This is a genomic window from Deinococcus koreensis, assembly GCF_002901445.1.
Classification (GTDB): domain Bacteria; phylum Deinococcota; class Deinococci; order Deinococcales; family Deinococcaceae; genus Deinococcus; species Deinococcus koreensis.
Map to the genome: position 1 here is coordinate 373,020 of NZ_PPPD01000001.1, position 20,667 is coordinate 393,686.

22 protein-coding genes are annotated in these 20,667 nt (G+C 70.4%); 10 read left to right on the forward strand and 12 right to left on the reverse strand.

The window, feature by feature from the left end; genetic code table 11:
- Position 1: 1 nt before the first annotated feature.
- Positions 2–550, reverse strand: a complete 549-nt coding sequence (locus CVO96_RS01735; RefSeq protein ID WP_103309638.1) for a hypothetical protein — start codon at positions 548–550, stop codon at positions 2–4.
- Positions 551–805: 255 nt separating this feature from the next.
- Between CVO96_RS01735 and CVO96_RS01740 the strand changes: the two genes are divergently transcribed.
- Positions 806–1,468, forward strand: a complete 663-nt coding sequence (locus CVO96_RS01740; RefSeq protein ID WP_103309640.1) for a hypothetical protein — start codon at positions 806–808, stop codon at positions 1,466–1,468.
- A 30-nt stretch (positions 1,469–1,498) separates the two neighbouring features.
- Here the strand turns inward: CVO96_RS01740 and CVO96_RS01745 are convergent, their stop codons facing one another.
- From CVO96_RS01745 to CVO96_RS01760, 4 genes are all read right to left on the reverse strand, one after another.
- Positions 1,499–2,041 (reverse strand): 3'-5' exonuclease, encoded by a 543-nt coding sequence (locus CVO96_RS01745; RefSeq protein ID WP_103309642.1) that lies wholly within the window; start codon positions 2,039–2,041, stop codon positions 1,499–1,501.
- Positions 2,042–2,069: 28 nt separating this feature from the next.
- The gene (uvsE, locus tag CVO96_RS01750) at positions 2,070–2,966 is read right to left on the reverse strand and encodes a UV DNA damage repair endonuclease UvsE (protein ID WP_423739352.1); all 897 of its coding nucleotides are present in this window, start codon (positions 2,964–2,966) and stop codon (positions 2,070–2,072) included.
- Positions 2,963–3,145 (reverse strand): DUF2256 domain-containing protein, encoded by a 183-nt coding sequence (locus tag CVO96_RS21360; RefSeq protein WP_103309646.1) that lies wholly within the window; start codon positions 3,143–3,145, stop codon positions 2,963–2,965. Before CVO96_RS21360 ends, uvsE begins: the two co-directional genes overlap by 4 nt.
- 126 nt (positions 3,146–3,271) lie before the next feature.
- Positions 3,272–4,360, reverse strand: a complete 1,089-nt coding sequence (locus CVO96_RS01760; RefSeq protein ID WP_103309648.1) for a 3-deoxy-7-phosphoheptulonate synthase — start codon at positions 4,358–4,360, stop codon at positions 3,272–3,274.
- 329 nt (positions 4,361–4,689) lie between these two features.
- On the opposite strand from CVO96_RS01760, the gene CVO96_RS01765 reads away from it, so the two are divergent.
- On the forward strand, positions 4,690–5,433 hold the full coding sequence (locus CVO96_RS01765) for a hypothetical protein (RefSeq protein WP_103309650.1): 744 nt from the start codon (positions 4,690–4,692) through the stop codon (positions 5,431–5,433).
- 69 nt (positions 5,434–5,502) lie between these two features.
- On the opposite strand, the gene CVO96_RS01770 is transcribed toward CVO96_RS01765, so the two are convergent.
- The 3 genes from CVO96_RS01770 to CVO96_RS01780 all read right to left on the reverse strand — a co-directional run bounded on the left by CVO96_RS01770 (position 5,503) and on the right by CVO96_RS01780 (position 9,055).
- Positions 5,503–6,171, reverse strand: coding sequence for a response regulator transcription factor (locus CVO96_RS01770; protein ID WP_103309652.1), 669 nt, complete (start codon positions 6,169–6,171; stop codon positions 5,503–5,505).
- A 415-nt stretch (positions 6,172–6,586) separates the two neighbouring features.
- The gene (locus CVO96_RS01775) at positions 6,587–6,871 is read right to left on the reverse strand and encodes a hypothetical protein (protein WP_103309654.1); all 285 of its coding nucleotides are present in this window, start codon (positions 6,869–6,871) and stop codon (positions 6,587–6,589) included.
- Positions 6,872–6,955: 84 nt separating this feature from the next.
- Positions 6,956–9,055 (reverse strand): putative bifunctional diguanylate cyclase/phosphodiesterase, encoded by a 2,100-nt coding sequence (locus tag CVO96_RS01780; RefSeq protein ID WP_103309656.1) that lies wholly within the window; start codon positions 9,053–9,055, stop codon positions 6,956–6,958.
- A 557-nt stretch (positions 9,056–9,612) separates the two neighbouring features.
- Here CVO96_RS01780 and CVO96_RS01785 point away from each other — a divergent pair.
- The 6 genes from CVO96_RS01785 to CVO96_RS01800 all read left to right on the forward strand — a co-directional run bounded on the left by CVO96_RS01785 (position 9,613) and on the right by CVO96_RS01800 (position 13,444).
- The gene (locus CVO96_RS01785) at positions 9,613–10,515 is read left to right on the forward strand and encodes an alpha/beta fold hydrolase (RefSeq protein ID WP_103313238.1); all 903 of its coding nucleotides are present in this window, start codon (positions 9,613–9,615) and stop codon (positions 10,513–10,515) included.
- A gap of 96 nt (positions 10,516–10,611) precedes the next feature.
- A complete protein-coding gene (locus CVO96_RS01790; protein WP_103309659.1) occupies positions 10,612–11,649 on the forward strand; it encodes a sugar phosphate nucleotidyltransferase in 1,038 nt (345 codons plus the stop codon).
- Positions 11,650–11,711: 62 nt separating this feature from the next.
- A complete protein-coding gene (locus tag CVO96_RS20960) occupies positions 11,712–11,888 on the forward strand; it encodes a hypothetical protein (protein WP_165795171.1) in 177 nt (58 codons plus the stop codon).
- Positions 11,889–11,923: 35 nt separating this feature from the next.
- Positions 11,924–12,307, forward strand: coding sequence for a GNAT family N-acetyltransferase (locus CVO96_RS21540; protein ID WP_279326985.1), 384 nt, complete (start codon positions 11,924–11,926; stop codon positions 12,305–12,307).
- Positions 12,304–12,561: a GNAT family N-acetyltransferase gene (locus CVO96_RS21545; RefSeq protein ID WP_341476183.1), complete on the forward strand. Its 258-nt coding sequence runs from the start codon at positions 12,304–12,306 to the stop codon at positions 12,559–12,561. The genes CVO96_RS21540 and CVO96_RS21545 overlap by 4 nt, the downstream gene beginning before the upstream one ends.
- Positions 12,562–12,709: 148 nt before the next feature.
- Positions 12,710–13,444, forward strand: a complete 735-nt coding sequence (locus CVO96_RS01800; protein WP_103309661.1) for a YebC/PmpR family DNA-binding transcriptional regulator — start codon at positions 12,710–12,712, stop codon at positions 13,442–13,444.
- An 11-nt stretch (positions 13,445–13,455) separates the two neighbouring features.
- Here the strand turns inward: CVO96_RS01800 and CVO96_RS20680 are convergent, their stop codons facing one another.
- Together CVO96_RS20680 and CVO96_RS01805 are read right to left on the reverse strand one after the other, a co-directional pair.
- Entirely contained in the window at positions 13,456–13,968 is a 513-nt protein-coding gene (locus CVO96_RS20680) for a hypothetical protein (protein ID WP_133161724.1), read from the reverse strand.
- Positions 13,969–15,495, reverse strand: a complete 1,527-nt coding sequence (locus CVO96_RS01805; RefSeq protein WP_103309664.1) for an amidohydrolase — start codon at positions 15,493–15,495, stop codon at positions 13,969–13,971.
- A gap of 110 nt (positions 15,496–15,605) precedes the next feature.
- Between CVO96_RS01805 and CVO96_RS01810 the strand changes: the two genes are divergently transcribed.
- Complete coding sequence (locus CVO96_RS01810; RefSeq protein WP_103309667.1) at positions 15,606–16,640, forward strand: AfsR/SARP family transcriptional regulator; 1,035 nt, start codon at positions 15,606–15,608, stop codon at positions 16,638–16,640.
- A gap of 366 nt (positions 16,641–17,006) precedes the next feature.
- Positions 17,007–19,682 (forward strand): alanine--tRNA ligase, encoded by a 2,676-nt coding sequence (alaS, locus tag CVO96_RS01815; protein ID WP_103309670.1) that lies wholly within the window; start codon positions 17,007–17,009, stop codon positions 19,680–19,682.
- Between the two features lie 72 nt (positions 19,683–19,754).
- Here the strand turns inward: alaS and CVO96_RS01820 are convergent, their stop codons facing one another.
- Complete coding sequence (locus CVO96_RS01820) at positions 19,755–20,297, reverse strand: class I SAM-dependent methyltransferase (RefSeq protein WP_103309673.1); 543 nt, start codon at positions 20,295–20,297, stop codon at positions 19,755–19,757.
- The gene (locus CVO96_RS01825; RefSeq protein WP_103309676.1) at positions 20,294–20,650 is read right to left on the reverse strand and encodes an MmcQ/YjbR family DNA-binding protein; all 357 of its coding nucleotides are present in this window, start codon (positions 20,648–20,650) and stop codon (positions 20,294–20,296) included. Before CVO96_RS01825 ends, CVO96_RS01820 begins: the two co-directional genes overlap by 4 nt.
- Positions 20,651–20,667 lie beyond the last annotated feature (17 nt).

Genomic DNA, 20,667 nt, shown 5'->3' on the forward strand with positions numbered 1-20,667 from the left:
GCTACCCGTTCAGGTCGGTGCCGCTCCGGGCGCCCAGCGTCCGGTACACGGCCCCGGCCGCCACGCCTCCCAGCGTGTACCACGCCACCGTCAGGCCGCGCGTCATGGACGTCTCGCCCGGCTGATGCCCCAGCCCCAGCCTGGGCGGCAGGAAGGCGCCGCCCAGCCCCGCCGCCAGCCCGAGTGCGGCGCCCCGGCCCAGCGCCCCCCCGTCCCCACCCAGGCGCTGCCCACCCAGGCCGACCAGCGCGTAATACAGCGAATTGCTGGCCAGATCGGCGGCCATCGTGGAGAGGTACAGGGCCTCGCCGCGTGGAGGCTGTACCCCCGTTGCGCGCAGGGTCTTGCTCAGGCCGCGCTCCCCAATCACGTCCATGCGGGGCGCGTGGGGCAGGGCGCGGCGCACGCCCTCGTTGAGCAGCGTCACGGTGACGGCGCCCGCCAGACCACTCAGGGTCAGGCGCAGCCAGGTCGGCAGGGGGCGCCGGATGGCCGGGGATTCGTGGGCCGGCGGGCGCGGCACGGGCTCGTTCGTTCGCTCATCGGACATAGGGTCATCGGAGCACAGGGGCCCGGGAGCGGGATGTGGGCACGGTCAGTCCATGCTTATCCGGACGCCGCCCCAACCGGTCGGTCTGGGATTCGATCCGGGCAACAGGGCCCGCAGCGCTGCGGAACAGAGGGGAAACCAGGCGGGATGCCGGGCGATGGACGAACATGCGGCGATGTCTCCAGCGTCCGGGAGTCGGGCGCATTCCGGCTGAACCGCCACGCTCCCGCCCCGGCCATGCTCTAGCCTCGGCCCATGCTGCCCGCGCACCTGCACGAACTCGTGGAGTTCCATGCGCCCCTCTCGACCCTGCAACGCGGGCAGGGCGGCGCCGTGACGCTGCTGACCCCCGGCGTGAACGTGCTGGCGCTGAACGCGACCTTTCTGCCCGATGATCTGGCCGGTGCTGATCTGGACGGCCCCGATCTGGACGCGGTGCGGAACGGGCACGAGGGCCAGGGACTGCCGGCGCTGATGGCCTCGGGTCGGCCTCTCGCCGGAGCCAGGGAAGTGGCGCGGCTGGTGGTCGGTGCCTGGGCTCCTGCTGCGGTGCCGGCCCCCTCCGACGTGGTCGTGGAGCAGGTCTCGCGCCTGCACCTGGGCACCTGGGCTGCCGTGCTGGCGAGCGCCCACGGCACGCCCGGCTGGGCGCAGGCCCTGGCCCGGCACCTCGCGCCCCGGCTGGAAGGCGACCGCCAGAGCGTACTGCTGATGGCCTACCGGGCCGGCGAGGCGGTGGGCGCGCTGCTCTGGCGGCGCGGCGCGGCGCACCTCTGGGGAGCGGCCGATGGACATGCGGCGCGACCCCTGCTCGACGCGGCCTTCGCCCTGGAAGGAACGTTGAGGGTGTCGGTCGCGGGGGCTGAGCCGCTTCAGTTGACCGACCCGCGCCCCGTCATCTATTCCGTGCTGGACTGAGCTGGTCTCGGCTGAGAGCGGCGGGGTCGCCTAGGCCCGCACCTGCAGCATCTCCAGCAGTCTCAGGTAGGCCTGGGCCGTCACCTGCACGTCGCCGAACGAGCGGTGACGGCCGCCGGGCGCGAAATTCAGGCCCAGCCGGTCGGCCAGCACGGTCAGGTTGTGGGCGCGCTCCTTAGGGAAGGCGCGGCGCGAGAGCTGCACGGTGCAGAGTTCCGCCGCCGGTTTCCATTCCAGACCCAGGCGGCGGGCGTTCTCGCGCATGAAGCCGCCGTCGAAGCCGATGTTGTGGGCCACGACCGGCGAGCCGGCCACGAAGTCGAGGAATTCCGGCAGCACCTGCTCGATGGTCGGCGCGCGGCGCACCATCTCGTTGCTGATGCCGTGGACGCGCTCGGCGTGCCAGGGGATGATCATGGGCTCGCCGGCCGCGTTGGTCGGGCGCACCAGGGTCTCGTATCTCAGGTCTTCCTCGACCCGGCCGTCCACCACCCGCACGGCGCCGATCTCGACGATGCCGTCGCGCTCGGGCGAGAGGCCCGTGGTTTCCAGGTCGAACACCACCACATTCACGCCCCGCAGCCTAGCGCGCCGGAAGCGCTCACTCCACCCGCCCGGTGAGCGCGGCGATGGCCTCCTCCTTGCCCTTGGCCTCGACCTCGATCCAGGGCACGTCGGCGTAGGCGCTGGGCAGATGCGTGATCAGGTGGCTGTGGCGCCGATCAGCGGGGCCGTCGATGCCGTTGCTGAGGTGCACGATCTGCCACTCGGGCGGCTGCCAGGTGGAGCGGGCCGCCAGCACCCACTCGCGCACGCTGGGATGCTCCTGGTCGGGCAGGGCCTCATGGACGACGTGGTGGTGGGCGTCGAAGACCATCGGCACGCCGGTCAGCAGGCAGACCGGCAGCAGGTCGGCGGGGCCATAGGCGCGTTCGTCGTTCTCCAGGCCCAGGCGCAGCCGCACGCCGTCCGGCAGGTCGGGGATTACGGCGGCCAGTTCGGCGGCGCGGCCCCCCTTGCCGCCGTGCAGCAGCAGCAGGTTCCAGGGGCTGCGTTCCAGGCCCAGGCCGTCCATGACCCGGGCGTGGGCGACCAGGGCGCGCACGCTCGCCACGCGCACCTCGGGCCGGTCGGAGTTCAGCACGATGAACTGCTCCGGGTGCATCAGCACGCGGATCCCGGCGTCCTGAAAGGCCTGCCCGGCCGCCCGCAGGGACGGGGCCAGCTCGCCGAGCACCTCCTCGCCGGTCGGGTCGTCATCCAGGTCGAGCATGGGGAACAGGCTGGAACTCAGGCGGTACAGACGGATGCCGCGCGCCGCGCAGTACGCGGCGGCCGCGTGCGTGCGGGCGATGTTGTGCGCGTAGAGGTCGAGCAGCTTCGCCCGTCGCTCCTCAGGCGCCAGTTTGCGGTAGTTGGTCAGCGTGACCGTCCGGAAGCGCAGTTCCGGGCCGACCGTCATGCACACCAGACCGTAGGCGGGCGTGACCAGGGTCACGCGCCTCCCTTCTTCGCGGCGGCGCGGCAGCGATCCGAGCAGTACACGACGTTGTCCCAGTCGCGCTCCCACTTCTTGCGCCAGGTGAAGGGCAGGCCGCACACCGGACAGACCTTGCTGGGCCGCTCGCTGGGCCTGCGCCCGCCCCCGAAATTGCGCTCCTTGCGTGTGCCCGCCATCACTGCAGTCTGCCGGGCTGGACTGGCGCGGACTGTGGGATCGACTTAACCGAGACCTGTGGTTTGGCCGTCACTCTCACCGTTTCAGGGCCTCAACAAAGCCAGGCACCTTCAGCGCGCGGGGGGTTAGCCCCTCACCGCCTCGCGGCCCAGTGCAGCGTGGGCCTCCAGTAGCAGTTCCTCGGTCTCGTCCCAGCCCACGCAGGCGTCGGTCACGCTCACGCCGGGGATCAGCGCCCCCAGATCGGCGGGAATGGCCTGCTTGCCGGGCCGCAGGTTGCTCTCGATCATCAGCCCCCGGATGGCGCTCTGACCGGCGGCGCGCTGGTGCATCACGTCGCGCCACACCAGGCTCTGGCGGGCGTGATCCGACCCGGAATTGGCGTGGGAGCAGTCCACCATGACGGCGGGGGTCAGGCCGGCGGCCGTCATCAGGTCGGCCGCCTCCTTAACGAACTGGGGCGCGGCGTTCGGGCCGCCCCGGCCGCCGCGCAGGATCACGTGCCCGTCGGGATTGCCCTTGGTGTGCACGATACAGGCCTGCCCGTCGTCGTCCACGGTGAAGAAGGCGTGCGGCGCGCGGGCGGCCACGATGGCGTCCACCGCGAGCCGGATGCCGCCGCCGGTGCCGTTCTTGAAGCCCATCGGAGCGCTGACGGCGCTGGCCATCACGCGGTGGGTTTGGGACTCGGTGGTGCGGGCGCCCAGGCAGGCCCAGGCCACGGCGTCGAAAAGGTACTGTGGCGCGAAGGGGTCGAGCAGTTCCGTGGCGACCGGCAGCCCCAGTTCGGAGACCCGGATCATCAGGCTGCGGGTCAGCTCCAGACCCCTGTTGATGTCGTTGGCGCCGTTCATGTCGGGGTCGAGCAGGTAGCCGCGCCAGCCCACCGTGGTGCGCGGCTTGTCCACGTACACCCGCATGTGGATCTCCAGCCGGTCGTTCACCCGTGCTCGCAGCCCGGCCAGGCGCGCGGCGTACTCCAGCGCCTGCCCCTGGTCGTGGATCGAGCACGGCCCGACCACCACCAGCAGCCGGTCGTCGCGGCCATGCAGGATGTCCTGCGCGTCCCGGCGCCCGGCGAGCACGGTGCGCTCGGCGGCCGCGCTCAGGGGATGGGCCGCCTTCAGCGCCCGTGGCGTGACCAGCGGCGTGAAACCCGACACGTTCAGGTTCTCGGTGCGGCCAGCTTCGATGATCGGATCGGGGTGGGTCATGGCAGGGAGAGTCCTTTGGGAGAGAGGGGCCTGGAGGGAGGAACGAAAGAGCGCCCGGCGGCCTTGTCGGGCTCACCGGGCGGCGGGTCGTGAACGGCGCGACGCTAGGCCCGGCAGGGCCGGAACCAATAAAAGGATGCGCCGCGACGCTGCATAGGGGCAGTGTAGCCGCGCCCTGCGCCCGGCCCGCGCGGGTGGTCTAGGACAGGGCCCGGCCCTGCAGCGTCCCTGGGGCGACCGGATACTGCAAGGTTGGATGAAGGCCCGGACAATCATCGGCAGGGCCGGTTCTCAGCAACCTTTGCCCCCTGCAGCGCGTACTGGAACTGATGAAGCGTTCCCTCACCGTCATGCTCATGTCCCTGGCCCTGCTGGGCGGTCTGGCCGACGCGGCCCGCCGCAGCGGGGGCGGCTTCGGTGGCAGCCGGAGCCTGCCGCGCAGCAGCCCCTACTCGGCGCCCAGAACCACCTTCCCCCGCCCGGCCCCGCCCCAGGCGCTGCCGCAGAACAACTCGGCCGGCAGCGCCTACACCGCGCCGCGTTCCTCCAGCCGCGCGCCCTCGGCCGCCCAGCGCTCGGCCGCGCTGCCCAGCACCGCCAGCGTGCGGAATACCCCCGCAAACCGCTCGGCCCTGTCCCGCGTCACGCCCTCGCAGCTGAGCGCCTGGAGGAGTGCTCCGCTGCCGCCCGGTGTGCCCAGAAACGCGCTGATCTACAGCGCCACGAAGAGCAGCGCCTATCAGTACCAGCTCCAGAACGGCCGCTACTACCCCTATCCCCAGAGCTACTACCGCAACAACGGCATCGGCTCCAGCCTGTTCAAGTACGCGCTGATCTTCATGGCCGTGGACGCCGTGACGGACGCGGCGGCGCTGAATCGGCCCGTGAACGGCACAGCGTTGTCTCCGGAAGTTGGGGGTTCAGGCGACCTGAGCGACGTGCCGGCGAATCCACCGGTGGTGGCGCCGCCCGCCCAGGGGCCAAACGTCTGGGGCTACGCGGGCGTGGGCCTGCTCGCCGCCGGCGCGGCATGGTTCACCTTCGGCCGCCGCAAGTCCACGCCGCGCCGCTGAGCGCGGGTGAATACAGAACGGACGGGAGGCGCGCAAGGCCCTCCCGTCCGGCGTATCAGAGCAGGTGTGTTACGGCGTCTTCAGCGCGTAGCCGATCCCGCGCACCGTGCGGATGATGCCGTAGCCGTCCAGATCGCGCAGCTTGGCGCGCATGTTCGCCATGTGCACGTCCACCACGTTGGAGTTGCTCGGTAGCTCGCCGTTCCAGACCTCGCGTTCGATCTCCTGGCGGGAATACACCCGGCCGGGCTGGCGGGCCAGGAAGGTGAGCAGGTCGAACTCCTTAGGCGAGAGGCGAACCTCGTGGCCGTTGTAGTGGCACAGCCGCTTCTGCGGGTGGATCTCCAGCGCCCCGATGGAGATGACCTCGCCGTGCTGCTGGTGGCGCAGCTGCACCTTCACGCGGGCGACCAGTTCCTCGGGGTGGAAGGGCTTGGTCATGTAGTCGTCGGCCCCCGCCTCCAGCAGATTCACCTTGCGGTCGACGGCGTCCATGGCCGTCAGGATGATGATCGGCACCGCGCTGGTCTTCCGCAGACGACGGGCGATTTCCGCTCCATCGAGGTCGGGCAGGCCCAGGTCGAGAATGACGAGATCAGGGCTGCTCTCGCGCGCCGTGGTCAGCCCGGTCACGCCGTCCGGGGCGCTCAGCACGGCGTAGCCCGCCTGCTCCAGCTCGTACTGAACGACGCGCGTGATGTCTGGATTGTCCTCGATGAGTAAGATTCGTTGCTCCATAAGTGCCCTGGTGTCTCCTTCGCGCTGGAGGGCCGGAGCAGCACGGCAGACCGTGCTTTGCCGTACCCGTGGCGCTTCCCCGACGTGCCCATCAACTTTGGGTCATGGTAGGGGCCGGCATGAGGGCGCACGCGCAAGTGTGGTTTAGGCTCCCTTAACAGCCGACTTCGGCGCCCGCGCGCAGCAGGAGGGGATTTGCCGAAATCCGACATGAGAGTTCGGTTCTTCTGGTTAACCTGCTGCCGGAGCGGGGCCGCTTCCTGGTCGCGGGTGGGGACGCCCGGTGGCCTGCCCAGGGAAAGGCGGCGCGGCCGAACCAGGCGTGTGGGACGGAATCTGCCGGATTGCCGACACTCTGGTCAGCTCCGGTCGATCGTCCAGCCTCCTCCAGGCAACCCGAAAGGGGGTGGAAGCCTCAGGACTCGCCGGGCACGTGGATGGAGTCGACCTGTACGCCATGCCGCAGCAGGATGGTCTTGAGCCGCTGCATGGCACTCAGGGCCAGCGGCCGCTCCTCGGCCCCGAACACCAGCGTGAGGCGGGCGGCCTGTCCGGGCCTGGGCTCCTGGGCCTGCACCTGCAGCGGGCGGCCGAAGGCGGCGTCGTGCATCAGGTCGTTCAGGATGCGCGTAAAGCCCAGTTCGTCGACGCCGTCCAGGGTGAAGGCGATGCCCTGGGGCGCGGGGGGTGGGAGGGTCATGGGCGCAGGGTAGCGCGCCGCCAGACCGGCGGAACCGGGGCTGTGCCGGGATCGGGCACGGAGCCGCCGGACGACCCGGCGCGTTCAGGGCAGCAGCGCGATTCTGCGGGCCTGCAGGAAAGCCGGCACCTGGGGAGCGTCCAGCGCGGCGGCGTACAGGTAGCCCTGGCCGGCCTCGCAGCCCAGGTCGCGCAGCATGCGGGCCTGACCGGGCGTCTCGATGCCCTCGGCCAGCACCTTGAGGTTCAGCTGCTTGCCCAGCCGGATGATGGTCTCGGCGATCCCGGCCGCCTCCAGACTGCCGGGCAATTCCCGCACGAACGAACGGTCGACCTTGATGGTGTGGATGGGCAGCCGGTGCAGATAGCTCAGGCTGGAGTAGCCCGTGCCGAAATCGTCGACCGCCACCTTGAGGCCCAGGGCGGAGAGCCGGCTCAGCGTGCCGTAGGCGTCGAGATCAGGGGCGCCGCTCATCAGCAGGCTCTCGGTGATTTCCAGGATCAGGGCCTGCGGGGGCAGCCCGTGGAGTTCCAGCAGGGCCTCGATCTGTCCGACGATGTCGTCCTGCAGCAGCTGCGCCGCGCTGAGGTTCACCGCCACCGGGATGCAGACCCCCGAGTCGCGCCAGACGGTGATCTGGGTCGCCACCTGGGAGAGCATCCAGTGGCCCAGCTGGGTGATCAGCCCGGCCTCCTCGGCGATGGCGATGAAGATGTCCGGGGAGATCTCGCCGCGCGTCGGGTGGGTCCAGCGCAGCAGGGCCTCGAAGCCGCAGACCTCCTGGGTGTGCAGGTTGACCTGCGGCTGGTACGCCACCCCCAGCCCGGTCTGGCGACCCGACACCGGGCAGGGGCCGCCCTGCGACAGCGTGTCGCGCAGATCCTGTTCCAGCTGCAGGCGCTCGACCCGGGCGGCGTTCATGTCCGGCTGGTAGGCGATGACCCGGCCCGGCCACTGCTGCTTGACCTGCTCGGTGGCCAGGGCCGCGTAGCGCAGCAGGGTCTCGGCGTCCCGGCTGTCGTCCGGGGCCACACTCAGGCCCGCGCTCACCCCCGGGTGGAAGGTGTGCCCCTGGATCTGCACCGGCTGCCGCAACGCCTCGCAGACCTGCTCGGCGTGAACCTCCAGGCTGGCCCGGTCGCTCAGATGGGTGATCATCAGCACGAATTCGTCGCTGCCCAGGCGGGCCGCCTGGCCGCCCGTCAGGGCCGCGCGCTGCAGGCGCTCGGCGCTCAGGCGCAGCAGTTCGTCGCCGGCCGCGTGGCCCAGCAGGTCGTTGAGGCGCTTGAAGCGGTCGAAATCCACGTGCAGCAGGCCCACCAGCGAGCCTTCCCGGCGCGGCCCCTGACCCAGCGGACTCCCCAGGTGGCTCCCCAACGGACTGCCCAGCTGACTGCCCAGCCGGCTGCCCAGGTGGCGCAGCAGGCCACGCCGGTTGAGCAGGCCGGTGAGTTCGTCGTGGAAGGCGTACTGGGACAGCTCCTGGCGCAGCCGCTCCTGTTCGGCCGCCACGCCCAGCAGGTCGGCCATCCAGGCGGCCTCGGTGGTGATGTCCGGGGGCAGGTGGTCGGGGAAGGTCAGGCGCAGCAGGGCGTCCCGCGGGGCCCCCCGGCTGCGAACCGGCACCAGCCAGGTCGGCCGGGTCGCGCCCGGCAGCATGACGTCGGCGTCCGGGAACAGCTCGGCGTAGGCGCCGGGGTAGCGCCGCTGCAGGATCGTCCGGATGGCGCCGAGCACATCGTTGACCGTGCCGCTCTGCACCACCAGCCGCATCACGTCGGCCTGGCTGCGGTGGGCCTCCTGATCCTGTCCGAGCTGCCCCAGCAGGCCGTTGAGGGCCGTGGCGGCCCGCGCCAGATCGTCGTCCTGTCCGGCCAGCTGCAGCCGGGCCAGCCGCCCGGGGGACCGCAGCGCCTGTTCCAGAAACCGTCTCAGGTCGCCGATCCGGCGGTGGATGAAGTGATCCAGGCACCACACCAGCGCAACCACCACCAGACCGCTGGTGAGCAGCATCAGCAGCATGGAGCGCAGGGACGCCGGGCCGACTCCACCCGCCAGCCAGGTCGGGCCGATCAGCCACAGCGACAGCCCATGCAGCGCCACGCCCAGCAGACTCAGGACGATCAGGGTCGTCAGGAGTTGGGCGCGCAGGCTGGCTCGGGGTCGGAACGGCTGGTCTGGCATCACAGAAAGTCCCCTCAATGCGAACTATGTCACATCCGTGGATGAGTCCGGTATGGCGGGCCGGTGGCGATGGTCGGTCGGTGGAGCGTGTCCTGCGGGACATCCAGGCCAGAGGCCGGGGAAGGGAGACGGGCGGCGCACATTACAGGACGCGCATCATAGGAACGGTGGAGAGGGAGGGCTGCAGGTGCAGAGTGTTCGGGTGGACGCCGGGAACCCGAAACCGCACACCCCCGGTGGATCGCTCCGATGCTGAATGGTTTGACGTCCGATGTTATACATCAAACCGCTTCCAGAATGAAGGCTTCATGAAGATGGCGACCGGATGGATGGGCACCCGTCTGTGGGCGGGTTCGGAGCGGCCCGGCGGGTCGCAGCGGCTGCTCTGGCCCCCGGCCCCTGCCCGAGTCCCCTGCGCTCTCTAGAATGCCGCCATGTCCTCCGACCTTCCCCCCGCCGAGTCCTCGGCCGACCCTGGTGACTCCGCCGAGGGTCGCGGCCAGAACCTTAGCTCATCCGCAGACTCCGCAGATTTGACGGATACCGAGCAGATCTATATGGAACGCCTCAACGGCGCCGACCTGTATTTCGAGACGAGCGGCGCCGTTCAGGGAGGCGCCGGCGGCGGGAACCCGCCCGTGGTCTACCTGCACGGCGGCCCCGGCTACAACAGCCACTCCTTCCGCGCCCTGTTTGGCGAGCGTCTCGACGCGCTGGGGCCGGCGGTGTACCTCGATCAGAGGGGAGCCGGGCGCAGCGGCCCGCTGGAGGAGACGGAGCAGGGAGCCGACACCCTGGATCTCGACACCCTGGTGGCCGACGTGGAGGCCGTGCGCGAGTTTCTGGGCGCCGAACGGATCGTGCCGCTGGGGCACGGCTTCGGGGCGCTGGTCGCGCTGGAATATGCCCGCCGCTGGCCCACCCGCACGGCCCGCGTGATCGTGGTCAACCCCTGGGTGCATTTTCCGGGGCTGGCCCTGACCCTGCTCGCGGAGGCCAGCGCCCGGCGCGGCGTGCCCCTGGACGATCCGGCCGGGGCCGTGCGCGCCCGCACCCCAGAGGGCGAGTATCCGCCGGTGGGCAGCGCACGGGTCGAGCAGGCGTTCTCGCTGCTGAATGCCCGCGACCTGCTGAACGTGCTGCATTTCAAGGACGCCCCCAGCCGGATGCACCTGGAATTCGCGGACGCCGAGGGGCAGCTCAGCGGCGCCGGCGAGGTGCAGGAGGCGCTGGTCAACCAGGGGCTCTGGGAGTTCGAGTACCCGCCGTTCCTGCAGGACATCGTGCGCCCGGTCTTCGTGATCGCCGGGGCCCACGACCGCAGTTCCTACCCCGAGCAGGTGCAGTGGCTGGCCGACCTCGCCGGCGCCGACGTGAGCGTGCTCGATGCCGGCCACTACCCCTGGCTCGACGACGAGGACGCTTTCGCCGAGGCGCTGGAGGACGCCCTGCGGCGCTGAGGGCGGCCCGGGCGGGGGCGGCAGGGCGCTGTCTCCCCCGTCCACACGGCTCTCCCATCCAGGGGAGCGCGGGGCCGCTATAGTGCACACGATCTCATGAATGGCCTGATTCTCGCTGCCGGACGCGGCAGCCGCCTGCTGCCCGTCAGCGCCACCCGGCCCAAGCACGCCGTGCCGGTGGCCGGGGTACCCATCATCGTGCGGGCCGTGCAGGCGCTGCGCAGCGCCGGGGTCTGTCAGATCGGCGTGGTGGTGAGCCCATCGAGCGAACAGGATCTGCGCGACGCCACCCAGGACTGCGGCCAGCTGCACTTCATCCGCCAGAACGAGCCGCTGGGCACCGGGCACGCCGTCCTGGCGGCCCGCGACTTCCTGGAGGGCCAGCCGACCCTGCTCTACCTGGGCGACAACCTCTTCGCGGACTCGCTGATGCCGGTTCGGGCGGCGCTGGAGGGCGCGGACGCCGTGATCGGGGTCAAGGCGGTGCCTAATCCTCAGGCCTACGGGGTGGCGATCGTCGAGGGGGGCCGGCTGGTGCGGCTGGTCGAGAAACCGGCCCAGCCCGAGAGCCGTCTGGCCGCCTGCGGGGTCTTCGCCTTCCAGCCGGAGGTGCTGCGCCACGTGGCCGAACTGCTGCCCAGCGAGCGCGGCGAACTGGAGTTCCCGGAAGCCCTGAGCGCCCTCATCGCGCAGGGCGGCACCGTGCGCGCCGTCGAGTTTCCAGGCTTCTGGAGCGACGCCGGCACCCCCGCCGACCTGCTGGTGGCCAACACCCAGTTCCTGGGGCAGCTGCGCGGCCGCCTGGACGGCCGGGTGCTGAGCAGCGAGCTGCGCGGCGAGGTGGTCATCGAGGTCGGCGCCACCGTGCAGGACAGTGAACTGATCGGGCCGCTGTGGATCGGGCCCCACGCCAGCGTGCGCGGCTCCACGCTGGGGCCCAACGTCAGCGTGGGCGCGCACGCCCGCATCCACGGCGCCACCGTGCGGAGCAGCCTGATCGACGACTTCGCCCGCATCCTGCACCCCGAGCGCGTGCTGGAGCAGGCCATCGTGGGCCGCCACGCCAGCGTCACGGCGCCGGGCAGCGGCACGCCCCAGCTGGTCATCGGCGACCGCAGCGTGGCCCAGTATTAACCCGTCTTCATTCAGCCTGAGCACTTCCCCGCCCCGGAACGGCCGCCGCGTATGCTGGCCCCATGACCCACCTGGAGCGTCCAGCCCCCCTGCCCCCGCAGCGGCCTGAAGTCGTCATCAGCGGCGTGGACACCGGCCCCAGCAACGAGGAACGCGGCAACCTGACCCCCACCGAGGATCACGCCCGCTTCCAGCCAAACCTGCATCCCCGGGACGAACCGGACGACGAGGACGGCTGACGGCCCAGCCGGCGCCCCGGCGCTGGCACCGGGCCATGAGCCCGCATCCACTGGTTCCCGCGCTGCGGGGCGAGCAGGTCATCCTGGCGCGCCTGCGCCGCGAGGACATCCCGGCCCTGGCCGGCTATTTCCAGAACCTGGAACTCAGCACCTACCTGGGCGGCTCGGGCGTGGCCTACAGCCTGGAAGACGAGCAGGCCTCCTTCGAGGGGGTCAGCCGCAGCCGCCCCGACGGGGTGAGTTTTGGCATCTACGAGGCCAGCACCGAGCGCCTGATCGGCGGCACCGACCTGCGCGACATCAACCACCGGCAGGGCACGGCGGAGCTGGGCGTCAGCCTGCACGACCCCGACTGCTGGGCCCGACTGCTGGGCCCGACTGCTGGGGCAGCGGCCTGGGCAGCGAGGCCACCTACCTGATGGTCGCCTACGGCATGTTCCACCTGGGGCTGCACAACATCATGCTGCGGGTCTATACCTTCAACGAGCGGGCCGTGCGCGCCTACCAGAAGGTGGGCTTCCGCGAACTGGGCCGGCGCCGGGGCAGCGTGCGGCTGGGCGCGGAGCGCTTCGACACCGTGTTCATGGACATCACGGCCGACGAGGTGGACACCAGCGCCCTGCGCGCCCAGATCCGGCTGCTGCCGCCGGCCCCCGGCACACCGGGCGTCTGATCGCCGTGACTGCCCTCCTGCTCGCTGAAATCCCCTTGCCCCGCCCGGGCCGGGACTGACGCCCGGTTTGTTTCATGCACTAGAATGCCGGCCGTCACGCGCCGCCCCCGGGTGAGCGCGCTTGTCCTGCAAGGAGAGGGGTAAACGCATGGCCGGTCATAGCAAGTGGTCTCAGATCAAACGGAAGAAGGGCGCCAACGACAAGAAGCGCAGCGCCATGTACAGCAAGCACATCCGCGCCATCCAGGCGGCGGTGCGCTCGGGCGGCAGCGGCGACCCGGCGGGCAACCTGAGCCTGAAAAACGCCATCGCGGCGGCCAAGACCGACACCGTGCCGGTGGACAACATCGAGGGCGCCATCAAGCGGGCGCTGGGCGCGGAGGCTGGCGCCGCCGAGTTCAAGGAAGTGACCTACGAGGGCTACGGCCCCGGCGGCACGGCCATCTTCATCGAGGCGCTGACCGACAACGTGAACCGCACGGTGGCCGATATCCGGGCCGTGTTCAACAAGCGGGGCGGGGCGCTGGGCAACTCCGGCTCGGTGGCGTGGCAGTTCGAGAAAAAGGGCGTGCTGCTGGTGCGCGACGCGAGCGAGACCGTGCAGGAACTCGCCATCGAACACGGCGCCGAGGACATCCAGGAGTCCGAGGACGGCCTGGAGATCAGCACCGCCCCGAACGACCTCTACCCCGTGCAGGACGCGCTGGTGGGCGGCGGTTTCGCGGTGGAGAGCGCGCAGATCACCATGATCGCCACGAACACGGTGGCGGTGTCGGGCGACGACGTGCGGAAACTGCTGACCGTGATCGACGCGCTGGAAGAGCTGGACGACGTGCAGAACGTCTACTCGAACGCCGACCTGCCGGACGAGGACGACGAGTAGAACCCAAACGCTTAGCGTCGCCCTCCGTAAGTGTTCCGATTTGACAAGGTCTCCAGTGTCCAGTCTGGCAGGGACATAAACTTGAAAAAGGCCTGAGCGGCGAATAAAAACGACATTTGGCTCGATCCGACGATATCGTGGGCCGCAACGGTGATTTGAAGCTCTCCTGATGGGAGGGCTTCTTGCTCTGTCAGACCCCGTATAAAGAAAGATCGGTATTCATCAGGCAGTCCCAGCCGCTCATACGGTTGTTCATAGGCGGTGAGGTCATCCACCACAAGTTCGGGTAAGAACACGCTGAATTGCTCGCTGTCATTGGGGGTAAAAGTGCCGCCCAGTAATCCGAACTGTCTGATATTACCTGGCCACCATTGACTGAGCGCACCAGTGCGCGCTTCCCATGCTCCAGTAGCTGCAAAAACGAATGGGATGGTCGCAGCACCTACTTGATAGTGTTCTGGCAATTCATCACACCAGAGTTGAGCGGTAAAGCCGGCAGGAGGCCAGTTCAGTGTGTATTGCATCTACAGCACCAGCGCCCGGGCGTTCCCTCCCAGGCGATCCCAGAGGGTGAAGGCCGCGCGGGCGCCGGGGCGGATGACGCCCTCGTCGTCCCAGCCGGCGGCGAGGGCGGGGCCGCGGGTGTGGGCCCAGAGCACGTCCAGCTCGCTCAGGGCTTCAGCGGGCGCCAGGCGCTCGCCGCCGTCGTCCACCCGGCTGATCGCCGCAGCGAAGTTGGCGCGGTAATCGGGCGGGGCGATCGGGGCGTCGCTGCCGAATGCCAGGATCGCCCCGGCGTCCTTCAACGCCTTGAAGGCGTAGCTGCCGGCCTCCAGATGCGGGAGCAGGCTGCGGATCATGGGGCCGTCGGCCTGCAGGTGGATGGGCTGCACGGAGGCGGTGAGGCCCCGGAAGCGCGGGGTGTCCTGCGCTCTCAGGTGCTGGGCGTGCTCCACCCGCAGGCGGATATTCCGCGCCCGCGCCGCCTCCCGCAGCCGGTCGTAGGCATCCAGCACCTCGGTGTTCGCCCGGTCGCCGATGGCGTGGGTGACCGGGGTCAGGCCCAGTGCGATGGCCTCCAGGCCGCGCTCCACGATCAGTTCCGGCGGGTCGAGGGGAATGCCGGTGCCCGAGCCGTCGGCGAAGCCCGGAGTGTGCAGCCAGGCGGTGCGGCTGCCCAGGGCCCCGTCGGCGAAGAACTTCACGCCGCCCCACTGGAACAGGCCGCCGGGCCCATTCCTGGCTACGCTGAGATGCAGGCCCAATGCGCGGGCGTGCTCCAGGCGGTCGTGGGGCAGACAGGCCCACACCCGCAGGGGCAGCTCGCCCCGCGCCGCCAGCGTCTGCAGGGCGCGCGGGGCGCCGGCTTCCTCGTAGGCCATGGTGTGGGCGCTGACATAGCCTTTCTGCGCGAGGTCGTCCGCGCCGGCCTTCGCGTGGGCCAGCCACTGCGCTTCGGTGGGCTCGGGCAGATGCGCCACGACCAGATCGGAGGCCGCCTCCAGCAGACAGCCCAGGGGACGCACGATCCGGCCGTCCTGCGGGTCGGGCGTGGCCTCGCTGACCCCGGCCAGCCGCAGCGCGGCTGAGTTGACCCAGGTCATGTGGTGGTCGCGCGAGTACAGCACCGCGGGGTGGTGCGGGCTGACTTCGTCCAGCAGCGCGGCCGAGGGGTAGTCCGTGAGGCCCAGTTCGCTGAGCAGAAAACCGCCGCCGCGAATCCAGCTCCCGGCGGGCGTGTCCAGTACCCGCTGCGCGACCCTGGCCTGCACCTCGGCCACCGAGCGCGCCCCGGCCAGGTTGACCTCGCCCAGCGACGCGCCGTACATCACGAGGTGGATGTGGGCGTCGGCCAGACCGGGCGTGAGCAGCAGGTCGCGGTGGTCGAGCAGGTCGGCCTTTGGGGCCAGGGCCAGCAGCTCATCACGTGTGCCCACCGCCAGCACGCGGCCGCCGCCCACCAGCACTGCCTCGGCGTCCGGTCGGGCGCTGGGCTGGGCACCGTCCAGCGTGAGGGTTCGGGCGAGGATGATGGTTAGGGGAACGGACATGCCGCCAGGGTAAAGCACGGCGCAGCCGAAAGGCAGAGCGGAGCAGGAGGGTGTCCAGGTCGCCCACATAGGGGTCGGCGCGCCCTCCCCTCACCTGTTAGACTTCCCCAATGCCCCGGATTCTGGTCGTGGATGACGATGCCGCCATCCTCAAACTTGTCAGTGTGATTCTGTCGCGAGCCGGACACGAGGTGCGCACCAGCTCTCATCCTGTCGAGGCGCTGGATCTGCTCAAGGTCTTCGTGCCCGACCTGATCGTCAGCGATGTGGTCATGCCGTACATGACCGGCCTGGAATTTCTGGAAAAGACCCGCGAGATTCCCACGCTCGCCTCGGTGCCCTTCATGCTGCTCTCCAGCCACGCCGAGCGCGGCGACGTGCGGCGTGGCATGAACCTGGGCGCCGACGACTACCTGCCCAAGCCCTTTACCCCGCAGGATCTGACCACCGCCGTGGACGCCCGGCTGCGCCGCGCCGGCCTGACCCTGCAGGGCGAGAGCGGCATGCAGGCCAAGGGTCTGGGCACCGCCCAGGTCATCTGGAAGGGCGCGCCGGTCTCGTGGGTGAGCCGCAAGGCGCTGGAACTGTTCTTCTACCTGCTGGAGCACAAGGAAGTGACCTCCTGGGAGGCCGCCGAGGCGCTGTGGCCGGAAAAGGACGAGGCCCGCGCCAGTTCGCTGTTTCACACCACCCTGCACCGCCTGCGCCGCAGCCTCAGCAACGAGGCCGTGGTCAGCGCCAACCGCCGCTACGCCCTGGCCGGCGACCTGAACCCCGAGTACGACGTACAGCGCTTCGAACTGCTCTCCGCGCAGGCCGAGCAGGGCACCCTGGGCCTGGAGGAGCTGCGCGAACTGATCAGCCAGTACGGCTCCTTCCTGCCCGGCGCCGACAGCCCCTGGGTGGACGACGTGCGCTCGCGCCTGGAGCAGAAGCAGTTTTCCCTGCTGGGCCTCGCCGCCCGCGCCGCCACGACCGCCGGCAAGGCCAAGGACGCCGCCCAGTTCCACCAGCGCGCCCTGGCCCTCGACCCCATGAGCGAGGGCGACTGGCAGGGGCTGGCCAAAGCCCTGGACACCATCGGCGACCCCCGCGCCCGCCTCGCCGCCCAGCGAGAGGCGTGGTGGGCCGTGGACATGGACTGAGGCGAAGAGGAGACGGTGGAGGCCCCCTTCACCGGGGGCTTTTGCTTTGGAGCCGTGGTTCCACCGAACATGTGTGTCCAGACATTCTGGCGAGATTGAAAGCCGAAGCGTCCCAACTTCCGACGCTGACGAACGCCATCGTGCGCGCAGCGCGCGGGCCAGAGCACGAACCCGGTCGATGCACTTCCACAGCCCACGCCAACGATGCGACGACTCGAGGCCACACGACTAGCATGGCGACCACATGCCGAGCGCAGCGCTTCGCTCCCCCTGCCCCTTTGGGGTAGGGGGCCGGGGGGTGGGGCAGCCCGCGGCAGGCGCCCACCTTCCACCCCGGCCAACCCACCCCGCGCTAGACTCGCCGTTATGACTGGCCCGCTCTCCACCTCCGACATCCGCGAGAAATACCTGCAGTTTTTCGAGAGCAAGGGGCACCTCCGGCTGCCCAGCTACTCGACCGTGGCCCCCGATCCCACGACCCTCTTCACGGTGGCCGGGATGCAGCCCTTCAAGGAGCAGTTCATGGGCGCCCCGGCCGTGTTCGACGGCGTACCCAGCAAGCGCGTGACCACCGCCCAGAAGTGCCTGCGGATCGGCGATATCGAGAACGTGGGGCGCACGCTGCGCCACTGCTCGCTGCTGGAGATGCTGGGCAACTTCAGTTTCGGCGACTACTTCAAGCGCGAGGCGCTGACCTGGGCCTGGGAATTTCTGACGGGCCCGGAGTGGATGGCCCTGGACAGCTCCCGCCTGTACGCGACCATCTATCAAGACGACGAGGAAGCCTTCACCATCTGGACACAGGAGATCGGCCTGCCGCCCGAGCGGATCCTGCGCTTCGGCGCCGACGAGAACTTCTGGCCCGCCGACGCGCCCAAGGAAGGCCCCAACGGCCCCTGCGGCCCCTGCAGCGAGATCTTCTACGACCGTGGCCCGACCTACGGCGACGACACCTGGGCCGACTACGCCGACACCCGCGAGAGCGCCCGCTTCCTGGAGATCTGGAACTGCGTGTTCCCCCAGTACGACCGCCAGGAACCCAGGGAAGACGGCACGCCCGTCCTGAAAGACCTGCCCTTCAAGAACATCGACACCGGCATGGGCCTGGAGCGCATCGCCACCGTCGTGCAGGACGTGTACGACTTCTACTCCAACGACGTGTTCGCGCCCCTGGTGGCGAAGGTGGCCGAATTGAGCGGCCACCCCTACGAGGGCCCGCACAACGTCTCGCACCGCGTGGTGGCCGAGCACATCCGCTCCGTGAGCATGGTCATCGCCGACGGATCGGCGCCCAGCAACACCGGCCGCGGCTACGTGATCCGCAAGATCCTGCGCCGGGCGTCGCGCCACGCGTACCTGCTGGGCCTGCGCGAGCCGAGCCTCTACAAGCTGGTGCCCCTGGTCGTGGACAAGATGGGCGGCGCCTACCCCGAGCTGCAGGCGAACCAGGCGAAGGTCGAGGCGACCGTGAAGGCCGAGGAGGAGAGCTTCCTGCGAACGCTGGAGGGCGGTATCCAGCGCCTGGGCAAGCTGCTGAGCGGCATGGAGCAGGGCGCCACCCTGGCGGGTGAGGACGCCTTCCTCCTGTACGACACCTACGGCTTCCCGGTCGATCTGACCAAGGAGATCGCCGAGGAGTACGGCATCTCCGTGGACGAGGCGGGGTACGCCGAGAGCCTGGAGAACGCCCAGAACCTCGCTCGTGCGGGCAGCAAGTACGGCAAGTCCGAGCTGTTCGGGGCCAATCAGGAGGCGCTGGACGGCCTCTCCCTCACCGAGTTCGTCGGCTACGACGCGCTGGAGGCCGAGGGCGAGGTGCTGGCCCTGGTCGGCGCGGGCGCGCGGCTGCCGCATCTGAGCGCCGGCTCCGAGGCCACCGTGGTGCTCTCGCGCACGCCCTTCTACGCCGAGGGCGGCGGGGAAGTAGGGGATACCGGCCGGATCGAGTGGGACGGTGGGATTGGCCTCGTGCGCGACACCCGCAAGACCCCGCAGGGCGTGTTCCTGCACGACGTCCTGATCGAGTCCGGCGAGTTGAGGGAGGGCACGCGGGTACGCGGCGTGGTCGCCCCGGAGCGGCAGGCCACCGAGCGCCACCACACCGCCACCCACCTGCTGCACGCCGCGTTGCGGGCCGTGCTGGGCTCCGGGGTGGCGCAGAAGGGCTCGCTGGTGGCCGCCGACCGCCTGCGCTTCGACTTCTCGCACGGCGCGGCCATGACGGCGGACGAGATCGCGGCCGTGGAGACCCTGGTCAGCCGCTGGATCAGCGCGAACTTTCCCGTGAGCTGGAAGGAGATGCCGATCGCCGAGGCCAAGGCGGCCGGCGCCACCGCGCTGTTCGGCGAGAAGTACGGCGAGACGGTGCGGGTCGTGAGCGTCGAGGGGGACGTGAGCTACCAGGGCCAGAGCGTGAGCAGCAAGGAACTCTGCGGCGGCGCCCACGTGACCCGCACGGGCGAGATCGGCGCCTTCGTGATCCTGGGCGACGAGAACGTGGCCGCCGGCGTGCGGCGCGTGGAGGCCCTGGCCGGCGAGGCCGCGACCGCCTGGCTGCGCGAGCGCCTGAACAGCGCCGCGCGGGCGGCCGCCCTGCTCAACACCTCGCCCGACGCGCTGGAGGCCCGCGTGGGTGGCCTTCAGGCGCAGCTCAGGGCCGCCGAGAAGGAAACCGTGGCCGTGCGCCGCCAGCTCGCCGAGGCGCAGATGGGCGGGGGCACGGGCGGCGCGGCGCCGCTGCGCGACTTGGGCGGCTTCCGGGTCGCCGCGCTGCAGCTGGCCGGCATCGAGGGCAATGAGCTGCGCGGCGCGGCCGACAAGCTGCTCGATCAGAGCGGCGCCGATCTGGTCGTGGTCGCCGGCGGGAAGGGGCTGGTCGTGAAGGCCACCAGGGCGGCCGTCGAGCGCGGCGCCCACGCCGGGCAACTGATCGGCAAGCTGGCGGCGGCGGGCGGCGGCAAGGGCGGCGGGCGCCCGGACATGGCCCAGGCGGGCATCACGGACGCCGGGGCGGCGCTGGGGGCCCTAGAGACGGCGTTCTGATCGGAGAGGGCAGCCGGGGCGGGGGCAGAGGGCTTCCGCCCCTGTGCCTGCTCCCGGGTGGCCTCCCTGGCGTTACCCCGGTTTCACCGCGTCCACGATCAGGCTGGTAAATCCCAGTGGGCCGGTACCCTGCCGCCACGCCGCGTTGCGGTGGTCGAGCCGGCTGCTGCGGTAGACCGGCCCGTCGGCCACGCGCCAGTCGCTGTGGTGGAACGGGCCGACGGCGTCCCACCATTCCAGGGGGCGCACCTCGAAACCGGCACCCGCGAACACGGGCACGACCGTCTCCAGCGTGTACAGCACCTGATGGTCGTGGGCCGGGCCGGGGCCGTTCACGGCAACCAGCGCCCGGTACGCTGGGTCGGGATGGTGCCCGTCGGGCACGGCCACCCGCAGAGCGCCGCCAGGCCGCAGGTACCTGAAGACCAGCCGCGCCGCCGCCTCACCCTGGGACACGCTCAGGTGTTCCCAGACGTGCTCGCACAGGAAGGCGTGGGCCAGGGTGCCCGCGAAGAAGCGCTCAAAACTGGCCGGATCGAGCAGGTTAAGGTCGGCCTGCTGGGTGGGCGTCCAGCCGTCCCAGCGCTGCTCCCCGGCACCGATGATGACCCTCACCGGCCCAGCGCCGCCCGGCCGGCCCGCGTCATCCCACCCACGACCAGGGCGTGACTGCCCGCCAGGAGTTCGGCCACGAGGTCGCCGGGCAGCCGACCGTCCAGGATCAGCGTGATCCAGTGGCGCTTGTGGAGGTGGTAGCCCGGCCCGATGGCGTCGTGCGCGGCGCGCAGCTCGTCGCCGCGTTCCGGGCGCACCTTCAGGGACAGGGTAAGTGGATCGGCCTGGATGTCGGTCAGGGCGTACATCTTCCCGCCGACCTTGAAGACCAGCGTGGTCGCGTCGAAGGGAAAGGTCTCCTGCGTGTGCGGCAGCGCCGCGCACGCGGCCCGGATGTCGGCGATGGTCTGCACCTGCCCAGCCTAGTCCG

What these genes read in the sequence shown, in the direction of transcription:
- CVO96_RS20680 (WP_133161724.1), bottom strand. Translation starts at nt 13,968, where the DNA reads ATGCAATACACACTGAACTGGCCTCCTGCCGGCTTTACCGCTCAACTC.
- CVO96_RS01760 (WP_103309648.1), bottom strand. Translation starts at nt 4,360, where the DNA reads ATGACCCACCCCGATCCGATCATCGAAGCTGGCCGCACCGAGAACCTG.
- CVO96_RS01800 (WP_103309661.1), top strand. Translation starts at nt 12,710, where the DNA reads ATGGCCGGTCATAGCAAGTGGTCTCAGATCAAACGGAAGAAGGGCGCC.
- CVO96_RS01810 (WP_103309667.1), top strand. Translation starts at nt 15,606, where the DNA reads ATGCCCCGGATTCTGGTCGTGGATGACGATGCCGCCATCCTCAAACTT.
- CVO96_RS01780 (WP_103309656.1), bottom strand. Translation starts at nt 9,055, where the DNA reads ATGCCAGACCAGCCGTTCCGACCCCGAGCCAGCCTGCGCGCCCAACTC.
- CVO96_RS01785 (WP_103313238.1), top strand. Translation starts at nt 9,613, where the DNA reads ATGGAACGCCTCAACGGCGCCGACCTGTATTTCGAGACGAGCGGCGCC.
- CVO96_RS01735 (WP_103309638.1), bottom strand. Translation starts at nt 550, where the DNA reads ATGTCCGATGAGCGAACGAACGAGCCCGTGCCGCGCCCGCCGGCCCAC.
- CVO96_RS21540 (WP_279326985.1), top strand. Translation starts at nt 11,924, where the DNA reads ATGAGCCCGCATCCACTGGTTCCCGCGCTGCGGGGCGAGCAGGTCATC.
- CVO96_RS21360 (WP_103309646.1), bottom strand. Translation starts at nt 3,145, where the DNA reads ATGGCGGGCACACGCAAGGAGCGCAATTTCGGGGGCGGGCGCAGGCCC.
- CVO96_RS01790 (WP_103309659.1), top strand. Translation starts at nt 10,612, where the DNA reads ATGAATGGCCTGATTCTCGCTGCCGGACGCGGCAGCCGCCTGCTGCCC.
- CVO96_RS01770 (WP_103309652.1), bottom strand. Translation starts at nt 6,171, where the DNA reads ATGGAGCAACGAATCTTACTCATCGAGGACAATCCAGACATCACGCGC.
- CVO96_RS20960 (WP_165795171.1), top strand. Translation starts at nt 11,712, where the DNA reads ATGACCCACCTGGAGCGTCCAGCCCCCCTGCCCCCGCAGCGGCCTGAA.
- CVO96_RS01765 (WP_103309650.1), top strand. Translation starts at nt 4,690, where the DNA reads ATGAAGCGTTCCCTCACCGTCATGCTCATGTCCCTGGCCCTGCTGGGC.
- CVO96_RS01805 (WP_103309664.1), bottom strand. Translation starts at nt 15,495, where the DNA reads ATGTCCGTTCCCCTAACCATCATCCTCGCCCGAACCCTCACGCTGGAC.
- CVO96_RS01740 (WP_103309640.1), top strand. Translation starts at nt 806, where the DNA reads ATGCTGCCCGCGCACCTGCACGAACTCGTGGAGTTCCATGCGCCCCTC.
- alaS (WP_103309670.1), top strand. Translation starts at nt 17,007, where the DNA reads ATGACTGGCCCGCTCTCCACCTCCGACATCCGCGAGAAATACCTGCAG.
- CVO96_RS01775 (WP_103309654.1), bottom strand. Translation starts at nt 6,871, where the DNA reads ATGACCCTCCCACCCCCCGCGCCCCAGGGCATCGCCTTCACCCTGGAC.